Annotated in this window: 14 protein-coding genes; 12 read left to right on the plus strand and 2 right to left on the minus strand. The window is 39.9% G+C overall.

The window, feature by feature from the left end; translation table 11 throughout:
• Window positions 1-53: 53 nt before the first annotated feature.
• Entirely contained in the window at window positions 54-407 is a 354-nt protein-coding gene (locus G6W41_RS06325) for a histidine triad nucleotide-binding protein (RefSeq protein WP_004317216.1), read from the minus strand.
• A 118-nt stretch (window positions 408-525) separates the two neighbouring features.
• Here G6W41_RS06325 and pheS point away from each other — a divergent pair, with 118 nt between their 5' ends.
• The 9 genes from pheS to G6W41_RS06370 all read left to right on the plus strand — a co-directional run bounded on the left by pheS (window position 526) and on the right by G6W41_RS06370 (window position 10,985).
• Window positions 526-1,521, plus strand: a complete 996-nt coding sequence (pheS, locus tag G6W41_RS06330) for a phenylalanine--tRNA ligase subunit alpha (RefSeq protein ID WP_103612990.1) — start codon at window positions 526-528, stop codon at window positions 1,519-1,521.
• On the plus strand, window positions 1,518-3,854 hold the full coding sequence (gene pheT / locus G6W41_RS06335) for a phenylalanine--tRNA ligase subunit beta (protein WP_194170960.1): 2,337 nt from the start codon (window positions 1,518-1,520) through the stop codon (window positions 3,852-3,854). The genes pheS and pheT overlap by 4 nt, the downstream gene beginning before the upstream one ends.
• The gene (gene aroA, locus G6W41_RS06340; RefSeq protein ID WP_194170961.1) at window positions 3,851-5,137 is read left to right on the plus strand and encodes a 3-phosphoshikimate 1-carboxyvinyltransferase; all 1,287 of its coding nucleotides are present in this window, start codon (window positions 3,851-3,853) and stop codon (window positions 5,135-5,137) included. Before pheT ends, aroA begins: the two co-directional genes overlap by 4 nt.
• Window positions 5,118-5,942, plus strand: a complete 825-nt coding sequence (locus tag G6W41_RS06345) for a 4-hydroxy-3-methylbut-2-enyl diphosphate reductase (protein ID WP_021087582.1) — start codon at window positions 5,118-5,120, stop codon at window positions 5,940-5,942. The genes aroA and G6W41_RS06345 overlap by 20 nt, the downstream gene beginning before the upstream one ends.
• Window positions 5,943-6,022: 80 nt before the next feature.
• The gene (locus tag G6W41_RS06350) at window positions 6,023-7,699 is read left to right on the plus strand and encodes a 30S ribosomal protein S1 (RefSeq protein ID WP_012001414.1); all 1,677 of its coding nucleotides are present in this window, start codon (window positions 6,023-6,025) and stop codon (window positions 7,697-7,699) included.
• Window positions 7,700-7,704: 5 nt separating this feature from the next.
• A complete protein-coding gene (locus tag G6W41_RS06355; protein WP_103597369.1) occupies window positions 7,705-8,187 on the plus strand; it encodes a hypothetical protein in 483 nt (160 codons plus the stop codon).
• Window positions 8,181-9,761 (plus strand): phosphoglycerate dehydrogenase, encoded by a 1,581-nt coding sequence (gene serA, locus G6W41_RS06360; RefSeq protein WP_223230287.1) that lies wholly within the window; start codon window positions 8,181-8,183, stop codon window positions 9,759-9,761. The genes G6W41_RS06355 and serA overlap by 7 nt, the downstream gene beginning before the upstream one ends.
• A 21-nt stretch (window positions 9,762-9,782) precedes the next feature.
• Window positions 9,783-10,349: an elongation factor P gene (gene efp / locus G6W41_RS06365; RefSeq protein WP_004317246.1), complete on the plus strand. Its 567-nt coding sequence runs from the start codon at window positions 9,783-9,785 to the stop codon at window positions 10,347-10,349.
• 24 nt (window positions 10,350-10,373) lie between these two features.
• On the plus strand, window positions 10,374-10,985 hold the full coding sequence (locus G6W41_RS06370) for a DUF4304 domain-containing protein (RefSeq protein ID WP_194170962.1): 612 nt from the start codon (window positions 10,374-10,376) through the stop codon (window positions 10,983-10,985).
• Between the two features lie 43 nt (window positions 10,986-11,028).
• On the opposite strand, the gene G6W41_RS10305 is transcribed toward G6W41_RS06370, so the two are convergent.
• On the minus strand, window positions 11,029-11,286 hold the full coding sequence (locus G6W41_RS10305) for a SelT/SelW/SelH family (seleno)protein (RefSeq protein ID WP_257639680.1): 258 nt from the start codon (window positions 11,284-11,286) through the stop codon (window positions 11,029-11,031).
• An 81-nt stretch (window positions 11,287-11,367) separates the two neighbouring features.
• Here G6W41_RS10305 and G6W41_RS06380 point away from each other — a divergent pair, with 81 nt between their 5' ends.
• The 3 genes from G6W41_RS06380 to G6W41_RS06390 all read left to right on the plus strand — a co-directional run bounded on the left by G6W41_RS06380 (window position 11,368) and on the right by G6W41_RS06390 (window position 13,257).
• Window positions 11,368-11,919: a DJ-1 family glyoxalase III gene (locus G6W41_RS06380; RefSeq protein ID WP_194170963.1), complete on the plus strand. Its 552-nt coding sequence runs from the start codon at window positions 11,368-11,370 to the stop codon at window positions 11,917-11,919.
• 224 nt (window positions 11,920-12,143) lie between these two features.
• Window positions 12,144-12,389: an RNA recognition motif domain-containing protein gene (locus tag G6W41_RS06385; protein ID WP_009294719.1), complete on the plus strand. Its 246-nt coding sequence runs from the start codon at window positions 12,144-12,146 to the stop codon at window positions 12,387-12,389.
• A complete protein-coding gene (locus G6W41_RS06390) occupies window positions 12,367-13,257 on the plus strand; it encodes a glutamate--tRNA ligase family protein (RefSeq protein ID WP_194170964.1) in 891 nt (296 codons plus the stop codon). Before G6W41_RS06385 ends, G6W41_RS06390 begins: the two co-directional genes overlap by 23 nt.
• The last annotated feature ends 522 nt before the right edge of the window (window positions 13,258-13,779 follow it).

The raw sequence follows: 13,779 nt of genomic DNA on the forward strand, positions 1-13,779 counted from the left end.
AAAGTAAAAATTTGAAGCGAAATTTAGACTCAAAAAGAGTCTAAATTTTATTTTTAAAATGTGCTTTGTGGATCAGCTACGCCTTCGCTCCAGCCAAGTTTTGCGCCAGCAAGTAGGTGAAAGTGCAGGTGCATGACCTCTTGACCGCCGTTTTCGCCGCAGTTTGTTATGAGGCGGTAACCGCTCTTATCAACGCCCATTAAGCTCGCCACTTCTTGGATAAATTTAGTCATCTCACCCATCAAAACTGGATCCATCTCTTGGAAGTTTTTGTAGTGTTTTTTAGGGATGATGAGGATGTGGATCGGCGCTTTTGGGTTGATGTCATTAAAAGCTAGAAATTTCTCGCTTTCAAGCACTTTGTTACAAGGAATTTCACCAGCAACGATCTTTTCAAATATGGTCATTTTAGCTCCTTTGAAAGTTTGAGAAATTATATCAAAGTGTGCTTAAATTTCGCGCTTTTTATCTTGATTTTAACTCTTTTTCTATAAAATCGATGCAAAAATTCATAAAGGTAAAAAATTGCAAGATTTCATTAATAAAATCAAAAATGAAATTTCAACTCTTGATGATCTGGAGAAGGTCAGGGTAGAAATTTTTGGCAAAAAGGGTATCTTGGCACAAGGCTTTGCAAAGCTAAAAGAGCTTGGCGAAGATGAAAAAAAGGAATTTGCAGCAAATTTAAACAAACAAAGAGATGAGCTAAGCGCGCTTATAGAAGCCAAAAAGGCCGAGCTTAGCGAGCAAGAGATAGATAATAAGATGAAAAAAGAGGCCGCTGATATCACACTCTTTGACGAGCCTGTTGCTAGCGGGGCGCTGCATCCAGTGATGGCCACGATGGATAAGATAATTGAGTATTTTTTAGCTCTAAATTTCTCGCTCGAGACTGGGCCGCTTATAGAAGATGATTTTCACAACTTTGAGGCGCTAAATTTACCAAAATACCACCCAGCAAGGGATATGCAAGATACATTTTACCTAGATGATTTTAGACTTTTAAGGACGCATACGAGCCCAGTTCAGGTGCGAACTATGTTAAATCAAAAGCCACCTATTCGCATGATAGCGCCAGGTACAGTCTTTAGACGTGATATGGACTTAACGCATACACCGATGTTTCATCAGGTTGAGGGCCTTGTGGTGGAGGATGCTGAGAAAGTTAGCTTTGCAAATTTAAAATCAATGCTTGAGGGCTTTTTAAAGCACATGTTTGGCGACGTTGAAGTGCGTTTTCGTCCTAGCTTCTTTCCATTTACGGAGCCTAGCGCAGAGGTTGATATTAGTTGTATATTCTGCCATGGCAAGGGCTGCAGGGTGTGCAAGCAGACTACTTGGCTTGAGGTGCTTGGATGTGGCGTCGTCGATCCAAATGTATTTAAGGCTGTTGGCTATAAAAATGTAAGTGGATATGCCTTTGGCCTTGGCGTTGAGAGATTTGCGATGTTGCTTCATAGAGTGCCTGATCTAAGGTCACTTTTTGAGGGAGATTTAAGATTGTTGGAGCAGTTTAAATGATAATTTCAAAGCATTGGTTAAACGAGTGGATCGACCTTGGCGAGGTTAGCGGCGAGACACTTTCAAAGACATTAAACTCTATCGGCTTAGAAGTTGATAGCTATAAAGAGATAAATTTACCAAAGAGCATCGTAGTTGGCTATGTAAAAAGTAGAGAAAAGCATCCAGATGCCGATAAGCTAAGCGTTTGTCAGGTTGATGTTGGTAGCGAAACGCTTCAGATCGTGTGTGGGGCTAAAAACGTCGAGGCTGGTCAGTTTGTGCCAGTCGCGCTAATTGGCACGACGATGCCAAATGGTCTTGAGATCAAAAAGGCAAAGCTAAGAGGCATCGAGTCATGCGGCATGATCTGCTCTTCAACTGAGCTAGGACTACCTAAGACAAATGACGGCATCTTGCCACTTGATGAGAGTATCGGCAAGCTAAAACTTGGCACAAGCCTTGGCGAATTTGAAGCGTTTAAAGATGTGATCATCGAGGTTGATGTCACTGCAAACAGGGGCGACTGCCAAAATTTACACGGCATCGCAAGAGAAATTTGCACCGCACTTGATCTAAATATGAAAGATAGCCACGAAAATGAAGATAGCGAAAATTTACTTGGCATCGGCAGGATCGCATCTGTGCGAACCGAAGATAAGGTAAATGGCTCATTTTTGTATAAAGCCTTTGAGCTAAAAAATGCGTTAAGCGAAAATTTATTAACTAGGTTGAGGTTAGCTCTAATTGATTGTCAAAAGACAAATTTAGTAGAAAGACTGCTTGAATACGCGACATTTTGCACGGGCGTCTTGTTTAGAGCTTATGATCACACTAAGCTTGTGGGCGAGGGTGAAAAAGCAGTTTTTGACATCAAAAATGGCGAAAATGGCGAGTGCGTAGTTTTTTGTGAGGATAAAAATTTAGGTGTTGCTGGAATTTACCAAAGCGATGAAGCCAGGGTCGATGAGGGCTCAAAGGTGATCTTGGTAGAGGCTAGCTACGTAAAACCAGATGTTGTCTCAAAGGCCATTTTTGAAAATAAAAATTTACCAAAGGGCGATCAGGTTTACCGCTCAAGCCGTGGTAGCGAGCCAAATTTAGCTTATGGGGCGGACTATCTTTTCAAAAAGCTTGCAGGCTTTAAAGATAGCTTAAGTCTTTTTGCGGGCTCGCAGCAGTCGATACTTGGCACCGAGCCTATCACACTTAGCATCTCGCTTGGCGAGCTTAAAAATATGATAGGGCAAGAGGTTGCAAGAAACGACGTCGTTAAAATTTTAAAGAAACTTGGCTTTGAGATCAGCGTAAATGTCGAACAAGAGAGCTTTAATGTAAAAGTGCCGCTATTTCGCCACGACATCGTAAATTCGCATGATATCTGCGAGGAGATCGTAAGGATAATAGGCATCGACAATATCGCCTCAACGCCGCTAAATTTCTCTGAGAAAAATAGGCTAAATAAGACATATTTTGACTATAAAAATGCTTTAAATTTAAGGCACCGTGCAGCTAGTAATGGCTTTTTTGAAAGTGTGCACTACGTATTTGACAGCCTTGATGAGCTAAGTGAGCTAAATTTTAAACCTTGCAAGATCAAGATACTAAATCCTATAAACAACGAGCTAAACACGCTTAGACCGGCACTTGTTAATCACCTTCTAAGCTCAAGCGAGAAAAACATCAAAAACTCAAAACGCTCAGTTAGGCTTTTTGAGCTTGGCGAAGTTTTTGATGAAAATGCAAACCAAGGCTTAAATTTAGGCTTTGTCGTATCAGGTCTTTTAAAAGAGCCAACACTTATAAATGGCGCAAAGGGCGAAGAGGCAAATTTCTATGCATTTGCAGCGATGGTGCAAAATGTCATAGGTAAATTTGAGCTAAAACCTTGCCAGGGTATTTCATATCTTAGCCCATACGAGCAGGCACACCTCTACCAAAATGGCGAAAAGATCGGCTATATCGGCAGAGTAGATGCAAGAGTAGAGGCAAAAAGAGATCTGCCTAAAACTTATGTCTGCGAGATTGATTTTGCAAAGCTTAAATTTGAGCCGATCTTAGCAGTGCCATACTCAAAATTCCAAAGCACGACAAGAGATCTTAGCCTCATCGTGCCTGAAAATTTCGAGGCTGGACGCATTTATGAGTGCATAAGAGGGCTAAATTTAAAAGAGCTAAAAGAGTTCTTGCCGGTTGATATCTATAAAGATGCAAAACTAAACGGCGCGATCAGCCTTAGCCTTAAATTTACATTCCAAGATATGGAAAAAACGCTCGAAGATGACGATATAAACGCGCTTATGGATAAAATTTTAAGCGAGCTAAAAGAGAAACTAAATATCGGAATAAGATGAGAATTTATCCACTAGAAAAAAGTCTAAATTTAACCATCGATGACATCGCAGCTGACAAGTCTATCTCGCATAGATGCGCGATCTTTTCGCTTTTAAGCGACAAGCCATCTCGCGTTAGAAACTATCTAAGAGCAGGCGACACGCTAAATACCTTAAAAATAGTCGAGCTCCTTGGCGCAAAGATCGAAGATAACGGCGCTGAAATAACGATCACTCCGCCACAAAAGATAAAAGAGCCAAATGAAATTTTAGAGTGTGGCAACTCAGGCACGGCGATGAGGCTTTTTATGGGACTGCTTGCCGCGCAGGAGGGCTTTTTCGTGCTAAGTGGCGATAAATATTTAAATTCTCGCCCGATGGCAAGGATAGCAAAGCCTCTAAATGAAATGGGGGCAAAGATAGATGGCGCAAACAACGCAAACAACGCTCCTCTTTGCATAAGAGGGACTAAATTTGAAAGATTTAGTTTTGATAGCAAGATCGCCTCAGCTCAGGTAAAAAGCGCACTTTTGCTAGCGGCTCATTACTCAAATGGCTGCAAATTTAGCGAGCCAGAGCTAAGCAGAGACCACACTGAGCGCATGCTTGCTGGCATGGGAGCTGATATAAAGCGTGACGGCTTAGAGATCACTCTAGAGGCGATGAAAGGCCCACTTGCGCCACTTGATATAGACGTGCCAAATGACCCAAGCTCGGCATTTTTCTTCGCGGTCGCAGCTCTAATCATCCCAAATTCGCATATTATTTTAAAAAATATCTTATTAAATAAAACTCGCATCGAAGCTTACAGAGTTTTAGAAAAAATGGGCGCTGAGATAAAATTTCATAAAACCTCAAGCAAATACGAAGATATCGGCGATATTGAAGTTAGATACTCGCCAAATTTAAAAGGTGTAGAGGTTAGCGAAAATATCTCGTGGCTCATCGACGAAGCCCCAGCTTTAGCCATCGCATTTGCCTGCGCTAAGGGTCAAAGTAAGCTAACAAATGCAAAAGAGCTTCGCGTAAAAGAGAGCGACAGGATAGCTGTCACGATAAATGCACTAAAGCAGTGCGGTGTCGATGCTAGCGAGCTTGAAGATGGATTTATTATAAATGGCTCTGAGGCTAAATTTGCCACGATCGATAGCCACGGAGATCACAGGATCGCCATGAGCTTTGCCATACTTGGACTAAAATGTGGCATGCAGATAGAAAAGAGCGAATTTATCGCCACTTCGTTTCCAAATTTTGCTGAAATTTTAAAGAAAATGGGAGCTAGAGTTGAAGATCGAGCTTGCTAGTAGTTATGGCTTTTGCTTTGGCGTAAAAAGGGCGATAAAGATAGCTGAAAATGCTGGAGATGCCGCAACTATCGGCCCGCTCATCCATAACAACGAAGAGATAAACAGGCTTGAGAAAAACTACAATGTAAAGACGCTTGAGGGCATAGATGAGCTAAAAGATGAGAAAAAGGCGATCATCCGCACTCATGGCATCACTAAAAACGACCTTGCAGAGCTAAAAAAGACTGATATAAAAGTGATCGACGCAACTTGCCCATTTGTGACAAAGCCACAGCAAATTTGCGAAAAAATGAGCGAAGAGGGCTATGATGTGGTGATCTTTGGCGACATGCACCACCCAGAGGTAAAAGGGGTGAAGTCGTATGCCAAGGGCAATGTCTATGTCGTACTTGAAGAGAGCGAGCTAGAGGGCATCAAATTTAAGCAAAAGGTCGCGCTCGTTAGCCAAACTACTAGAAAAGTTGAGAAATTTATGCAGATCGCAAACTATCTCATGCTTCATGTAAAAGAGCTGCGCGTTTTTAATACGATCTGCAACGCGACATTTGAAAACCAAGAGGCTGCTAAAAATTTAGCAAAAAGAGCTGACGTGATGATAATCATCGGCGGAAAAAACAGCTCAAACACAAAACAACTCTACCTAATATCTAAAAATTTTTGCGAAGATAGCTATCTAATAGAAAGCGAAGAAGAACTTGAGGGATCATGGTTTGAGGGCAAAAATTTGTGTGGCATAAGTGCGGGTGCTAGCACGCCTGACTGGATCATACAAAAAGTCGTTGACAGAATCAAAAAAGTATAAAATTTATCCTAGCTAAAGCCACAATTAACTATAATAAGCCAATTTGCCTCTACTGGCATAATAAAATTTAAAGGATCAAGATGGCTGTGAACAAAAGTGTTCAATTAGGAAAAGCAAAAGACGAAGATATCGAAGATATCGATTTTGCTGCGATGTTAGAGGAGTCTTTTAAAAAGACTGAAGAAGATAGTGACGCAAAGATCGTCAGTATCAATGGCGATGAGGTTTTAATCGACGTTGGCAAGAAGTCAGAAGGCATTTTAAATGTTTCTGAGATCACTGACGCAAACGGCAACCTGACGCATAAAGTTGGCGATACGATCAAAGTTGTAATAACTGGATCAAGAAATGGAAGACCTATAGTGTCGCACAAAAAAGCACTTAGAAAAGAGAAAGTTAAAGCTTTCATCGAAGCTTACGATCCTGAAAATTCTGGCGAAATCGACGTAAAAGTAGTTGGAAAAAATAAAGGTGGTTTTATCACTCAAGACGCAAATGGCGTAGAATTTTTCTTACCAAGAACGCACAGTGGATTTAAAAATGCTGAGGGCGTAGTTGGAAAATCATACAAAGTAAGAGTTATAAAAGTTGATAAAGAAGAGAATAGCATAGTTGTCTCAAGAAAGAAAATTTTAGATGACGACCGCAAAAAACGCAAAGAAGCCCTATCAAGCATAGTAGAAAACGATAGTGTTATAGAGGGCACAGTTAAGAAAATCACAACTTATGGTATGTTTGTTGATGTTGGCGGCGTAGACGGACTTGTGCATTACAGCGAGATAAGCTACAAAGGCCCAGTAAATCCTAGCTCTTTATACAAAGAAGGCGATAAAGTTTTAGTTAAAGTTATCAGTTATGACAACGAAAAACGCCACCTATCTCTATCTATCAAGGCTGCTACTCCAGATCCTTGGGAAGAGATCATAAATGATGGTCTAGAAGTTGGCGACACTATCAAAGTAACAGTTAGCAATATCGAGCCTTATGGCGCATTTGTCGATCTTGGAAATGATATTGAAGGATTTTTACACATATCTGAAATTTCATGGGATAAAAATATCAAAAATCCAAAAGATCACATCAGTGAAGGTCAAGAGATCGATGTTGAGGTTATCGAAATAGACGCAAAAGGACACCGCTTAAGAGTGAGCCTTAAAAATTTACTTCCAAAGCCATTTGATGAATTTAAAGCTAAATTTAAAGAGGGCGACGTAGTAAAAGGCGTTGTGACGACTATCACAAATTTTGGTGCATTTGTTAGAGTAGGCTGCGTTGAGGGCTTGCTACACAACGAAGATGCATCTTGGGATAGAAATGACAAGTGCAAAGATATGTTTAAGGCTGGCGATGAGCTAGAAGTAAAGATCATCAAAATCGACAGCGCTGAGCAAAAAATTTCTCTAAGCCTAAAAGATCTAAAACAAAGTCCAGTTCAGGCATTTGCTAATAAATTTAGTGTAGGCGACATCGTAAAAGGAACGATCCGTGACATTAAAGATTTTGGCGTGTTTGTTGAGCTTGGCGATAATGTCGATGCGCTAATTCGCAAAGAAGATCTAGGTAGCGTAGATGCTAGCACGTTAAAGATCGGCGATGAGATCGAAGCTGCTATCGCATTTATCGATGAGAAGAAAAATAGAATTCGCCTAAGCATACGCCGTTTAGCAAAACAAAAAGAGCGTGAAGTGTTAAATGAGATCAACGATAACGACGACAAAGTAACACTTGGCGACATTATAAAAGAACAATTACGCTAGTATAAATGGGCAGACGCACGCTTTTATTAGTAGTTGTTCTGCTCTTTGTGATGTTAGGTTTGGTTGGAGTTTATCTTGTTAAATTTGCAAGTGTAAATTTCAGCCAAACTACTGAAAAAAATATTACAAATGAGCAAAATATAACCAAAAATACAGCCGGCAGTGAAAACTGGATCAACGAGCTGGCAACTATTAAGAAAAAAGATTACGTATTGCCCGTAAATGAAATTTTTATAGAATACAACCGACCTAAGATAGAAAAGCCAAAGATCACAGCATACGAACTTTTGATAGATAAAAACGACATCTACTCTATGTTCTGTTTGATGCAGACTTTAAGAAATAGCGAGGTTGATTTTACTGTAGTAAGAGATGGCGCTAAGAGCCAGATCTTTTTAAATACCCAAGACTCAAGGCTTTTGCAAAATATCATTTTGCAGCTAAGGGTTTACGATATCCACTCAAGTGTGAGAGAGGTAAAATTATGAAAACTATCATTGTTTGCGATGCGATACACCCAGTAGGTTTTGAACTTTTAAAAAAAGAACAAGACATAAATGTAATAGATGCAGTTAATACCCCAAAAGACGAGCTTTTAAAAATTTTAGGTGAGGCCGATGTGGCTATCACTAGAAGCTCGACTGAGGTAAATGAAGCGTTTTTAGAAGCTGGCAAGAAGCTAAAAGCTATCGTTAGAGCTGGTGTTGGCGTGGATAACGTTGATATAGATGGCTGTTCAAGAAGAGGCATCATCGCTATGAACGTCCCAACTGCAAATACTATCGCAGCAGTTGAGCTAACTATGGCACACATGCTAGCAGCTGCAAGATCACTTGAATACGCTCACAACGACCTAAAGCTAGATAGAATTTGGAAACGCGAGAAGTGGTATGGAGTTGAGCTGTTTAAGAAAAAGCTAGGTGTGATCGGTTTTGGCAACATCGGTTCAAGAGTAGCAGCTCGCGCAAAAGCTTTTGGCATGGATATCATCGCATACGATCCATATATCGATCCATCTAAAGTCATCGATATGGGCGGCACTTATACTAAAAATTTTGATGACATCTTGGCATGCGACTTCATCACGATCCACACTCCAAAGACCAAAGAGACAACCGATATGATCGGCGCTAAAGAGATAGCAAAGATGAAAGATGGCGTAAGGCTTATAAACTGCGCTAGAGGTGGTCTTTATAACGAAGAGGCACTTTATGAAGGGCTAAAAAGTGGCAAGATAGCATTTGCAGGTATTGACGTCTTTACAAAAGAGCCAGCGACAAGCCATCCGCTTCTTGATCTAAATAATGTAAGCGTCACGCCACACCTCGGGGCAAATACCCTTGAGTCGCAGCGCAACATCGCAGTAGAGGCAGTCGAGCAAGCTATCTTGGCAGCACGCGGCATAAGCTATCCAAACGCTTTAAATTTACCTATCAAAACAGAAGATCTACCGCCATTTGTTGAGCCTTATATCGATCTTACAAGCAAGATGGCATTTCTTGCAGCTCAGATAAACAAAAGTGCCATCAAGGCTATCCGTATAGAGACTCACGGGCAAATTGGCGAATATGCAAATTCAATGCTAACTTTTGCGATCGTGGGCGCTTTAAAAGAGAGTCTTGGCGATGCGATAAACTACGTAAATGCTAAATTTTTATGCGACGAAAAAGGCATAACCACCGAAACTAGCACAGGTGGAGATAGCATCTTTAAAAACAAGATCACAGTTCGAATTACGACTGAAAATGGCATCGTAAGCGTTGGCGGCACGGTCTTTGGTGAAAATCAACAACGCATAGTAACCGTAAATGGCTTTAAGACTGACTTCAAGCCAAAAGGCAAGATGATCATCTTTAAAAACCACGACGTACCAGGCGTTATCGCTCAGATCAGTAAAATTTTAGCTGACGAGAAGATAAACATCGCAGACTTCCGTCTTGGTAGAGATGAGCACGGCATGGCGCTTGCGGTCATCTTGGTTGATGAACATATAAAAACAGAAACGCTAGAGAGATTAAACGCACTTGAAGCTTGTGTTTGGGCTCAATACGCAGTTATATAACAAATTACGAAAGGATAAAAAATGGCTTCATATTCAATGGGCGATCTAAAAAAGGGACTAAAGATCGAGATCGACGGCGTTCCTTATAAAATCGTAGAATATCAACACGTTAAACCGGGCAAGGGTGCAGCTTTTGTTCGTGCAAAGATCAAATCTTTTGTCGATGGAAAGGTTCTTGAAAAGACTTTTCACGCAGGTGACAAGTGCGAGCAGCCGCATCTTGAAGAAAAAGAGATGCAGTATCTCTATGATGATGGTGAGTTTTGTCAGTTTATGGACACAACTACTTACGAGCAAGTTGCGATCAGCGACGAGGATGTGGGTGATGTTAAAAAATGGATGATCGATGGTATGATGGTTGAAATTTTATTTCACAACGGCAATGCAATCGGCGTTGAAGTGCCACAAGTAGTCGAGCTAAAGATAGTTGAAACTCCACCAAATTTCAAGGGCGATACACAAGGTGGCAAAAAGCCAGCTACTCTTGAGAGTGGAGCGGTAGTTCAGATACCATTTCACGTACTAGAAGGCGAGGTCATCCGCGTTGATACCGTTCGTGGCGAGTACATCGAGCGCGCAAACAAATAACCATACATCTGGCACGTTAAATTTATGAAAGAGAAATTTGACGAGCTTATCGCTCTGCTAAAGCCGCTATTTAAGGATAATGGCTTTAGCAAGAGCGCTTTAAATTTCTACAAAAATACCACAAATTTTATATATGTTGTAAATTTTCAAAAAAGTAGTGGCAATAGCTCAGAGCGCACGAGATTTTATATAAATTGCGGCATTTACGCCCCTTTTATAGAGGCTACTCTTGGCAAAGAAGCGCTTAGCAAGCCAAAAGAGTATGAGTGCCATTTTAGAGCTAGAGTACATGAAATCACTCGCACATCTGCTGCATACTACGAGCTAGAGCCAGATAGTGACGTGGCTAAAATTTATGAAAATGTGGCAAACGACCTTGGCTTTGTTCTTAAATTTTTTGAGCAAAATAGCTCTGAAGCAAATTTAATAGAGCTAATGCTCGAACAAAATGGCCTTGCAGCGATAAATCAACTATACGAATATCTTTTGATAAAAGATAAAAGTGAAATTTTGATCTCTCATGCCAAAAAGCTCTTCGCAAAGCATGGCGGCGAAGCAAGATGGGTAAAATTTGAAAACCAGATAAATGAGCTACTTAGAAAATATAAAAAAGACGAGATAAATTTTAAAGAGTAAATTTGGAGCAAAACGAGGCAGTTGCCTGCCCCGCTAGTTAGCATTAAGCCGACTTTTCTTTGAGATATTTGTTTATAAGAGTTGTGATCTCTTCGCCGTGTGGGAACCTTGACTCATCGTTTCCGATGCGATCCTTTTTAGAAAAGATAACGTTTCCATCAACCTCGACGATGAAATTTCCACCATCTCCTACAACCAACTCGACTCTTGCATCACTAAAGTTCGCTTTTATTTCATCTTCTACACGAGAAGCTACCGGACGATAGTTTCAAGAGTTGCAGTAAATAATTTTTACTTGCATGCTCTGTCCTTTCTTGTGAAATAAGCTTTGATTATATAAAATTTATCCTAACGAACAGATAACACGAGAAAGGACGATTTTATGAAAAAGGTAGCCGTAATCCTAGCTTATGGTTTTGAGGAGATCGAGGCGCTAACCTCCGTCGATGTTTTGCGTAGAGCTGGAGCTATAGCATCTATCGCTAGTTTAAAGGGCGCGCAGATCAGAGGTGCTCACAATATAAATGTAAAAGCTGATGTCACGCTTCGCGAGGTGGAGGAGCTAGGCTATGACGCGATCGTGCTTCCAGGAGGTCTGCCTGGCGCAGAAAATCTCGCAAATGACGCCAAGCTAAGAGAAATTTTGCAAGAATTTGATAAAAAAGGTAAGCTAATTTGTGCCATTTGTGCCGCTCCTATGGTGCTTGAGCGAGCTCGTGTGCTTAAAGAGCATTTTGTTTGCTATCCTGGATTTGAAGAAAATGTAAGAAGCGACAAAAGAGGCTACGTGAGCGATAAAAACGTGCTAAAAGATCAAAACATCATCACTGGCAAGGGGCCAGCTTTTTCTATGGAATTTGCGCTTTTTATAGTGAAAAATTTGCTTGGCGAAGAGGCTTATCTTAAAGTAAAAAATGATTTACTTTATAAATAGTTTATAAAAAAATTGTAATTTTTTATTTAATTATTCTACTTAAACTTAAGGATAAATTTTGTTTAGTGATAGATATTATAATGCCTTGCTGTTGCGATTTGTTGCATTTAAGGATATTTTTTAAAAAATTGTAATATTTTTCTTGGTTTTTACATCTTTTTGACGGAAATAAGCTATTATTTCTCTAATCGATCAGATCGATAATTTTTTTAAGGAATAATCCTGTGAACATTTATGTAGGAAATTTGTCGTATAGAACGACAGAGGCAGAGTTGAAGGAAGCTTTTGCACAATTTGGTGAAGTAAGGCGCGCAAAAATCGTAAAAGATAGAGAGACAGACCGCTCAAAGGGCTTTGGATTTGTTGAGATGGACGACGCGAATGAGGGCCAAAAGGCGATCGACGCACTAAATGAAAAAGAACTTGGCGGACGCACTTTAAGAGTAAATGAGGCTAGACCAAGGGATTAATGACTATTTGCCACCATCTGGTGGCATAGTCTCTCGCATAGCTCCGACGCCAAGCGGTTATCTACACGCTGGCAACGCCTATAATTTCGTCCTAACTTATCTTCTGACGCGCTCATTGGGCGGTGTTTTACACTTAAGGATTGATGATTATGACCTTGGCAGATACCGGCGCGAATTTGTTCAAAATATCTTTGACGTTTTAGAATTTCTAGGACTTTGCTATGACAAAGGTGCTAAAAGTATAGACGACTTTGAGCAAAATTTTAGCTTCAAAACAAGAGCCAAAAGATACGAAAACGCACTTGAAAAGCTAGATGAAATTTACATTTGTGAGTGCACAAGAGCTACCAAAGACGCCTATGAAAACGGCATTTACACTAAAATTTGCAAAGATAAAAAGCTAAAATTTATAAAAGATAAAACCACTATCAGACTAAGTGTTGATGAAAATGACGAACTTGGCAAACTCGTGGCGGCGCAGATGGGTGATTTTGTCATTTATAAAAAGGATTTTACGCCAGCTTACAACTTCGCAAGCGTCATTGACGATGAAGATATGGGGGTAAATTTAGTCGTTAGAGGCGAGGACTTGCTGCCTTGCACGCTAGCTCAAAGATACCTTGCAAAAAGGCTAAATTTTAGCTTTTTAAATGCTAAATTTATCCATCACAAGCTACTTTTAGACGGAGCTAAAAAGCTTTCTAAAAGCTCCAAGTCGCCGCCAATAAATCTAAGCCAAAATCCTAAAATTTATTACAAAATGTTAGCGAATGACCTTGGACTAAATTTAAGCTCAGCAGATAAAATTTCAAACCTGCTTTATGAATTTAGGCTTAAAAATATAGCCGAGAAGTTGATGGGCTCTTAAAATTTGATAGAAAATTTAGATATGTAGTGTGTTGGTGCTATTGCATGTGTTGTTTTGTAAATTTTAAACTTTCACTCACCCGCAAGAATTGACTACTAAAATTTGGCTTCACTTACCGCTTAGCTCAAATTTTAGAGCCGAAATTACTCGCTCATGAAATTTTAAAATTTGTAAAATAGCTTGATTAAATTTGTAAATTTCTTTTTTATTCAAATTATTCTAAAGGGAGACAAGGGGACTTGAATTATGAAGCCGTCCCCTTATCCCCCTTTTTAAATCCCACAATCCCCTCGCACGTTAGAGGTGGCATGCAATTGTGCTAAAGCACTGCATGCATTTTTGTTTAAGCTTTTTGATTATTAAATTTAAAGCAGTTGGATAAAAATTAAATTTAAAAATATACAAATCCCAACCCAGTCTAAACCAGGTTGAAATTTATGAAGATTTATGAAGCAGTTTGATTAAAATTTATTCTTTCTTACTTCACTTACTATTGTCTTTGCCATATTATCAACATCGCTT

This window comes from Campylobacter concisus (assembly GCF_015230035.1).
Taxonomy (GTDB): domain Bacteria; phylum Campylobacterota; class Campylobacteria; order Campylobacterales; family Campylobacteraceae; genus Campylobacter_A; species Campylobacter_A concisus_BK.

Excerpts from the sequence above, each read along its gene's own strand:
- G6W41_RS06325 (WP_004317216.1), bottom strand. The coding sequence starts at position 407 with ATGACCATATTTGAAAAGATCGTTGCTGGTGAAATTCCTTGTAACAAA.
- G6W41_RS06350 (WP_012001414.1), top strand. The coding sequence starts at position 6,023 with ATGGCTGTGAACAAAAGTGTTCAATTAGGAAAAGCAAAAGACGAAGAT.
- pheT (WP_194170960.1), top strand. The coding sequence starts at position 1,518 with ATGATAATTTCAAAGCATTGGTTAAACGAGTGGATCGACCTTGGCGAG.
- G6W41_RS06355 (WP_103597369.1), top strand. The coding sequence starts at position 7,705 with ATGGGCAGACGCACGCTTTTATTAGTAGTTGTTCTGCTCTTTGTGATG.
- aroA (WP_194170961.1), top strand. The coding sequence starts at position 3,851 with ATGAGAATTTATCCACTAGAAAAAAGTCTAAATTTAACCATCGATGAC.
- G6W41_RS06380 (WP_194170963.1), top strand. The coding sequence starts at position 11,368 with ATGAAAAAGGTAGCCGTAATCCTAGCTTATGGTTTTGAGGAGATCGAG.
- efp (WP_004317246.1), top strand. The coding sequence starts at position 9,783 with ATGGCTTCATATTCAATGGGCGATCTAAAAAAGGGACTAAAGATCGAG.
- G6W41_RS06390 (WP_194170964.1), top strand. The coding sequence starts at position 12,367 with ATGAGGCTAGACCAAGGGATTAATGACTATTTGCCACCATCTGGTGGC.
- G6W41_RS06370 (WP_194170962.1), top strand. The coding sequence starts at position 10,374 with ATGAAAGAGAAATTTGACGAGCTTATCGCTCTGCTAAAGCCGCTATTT.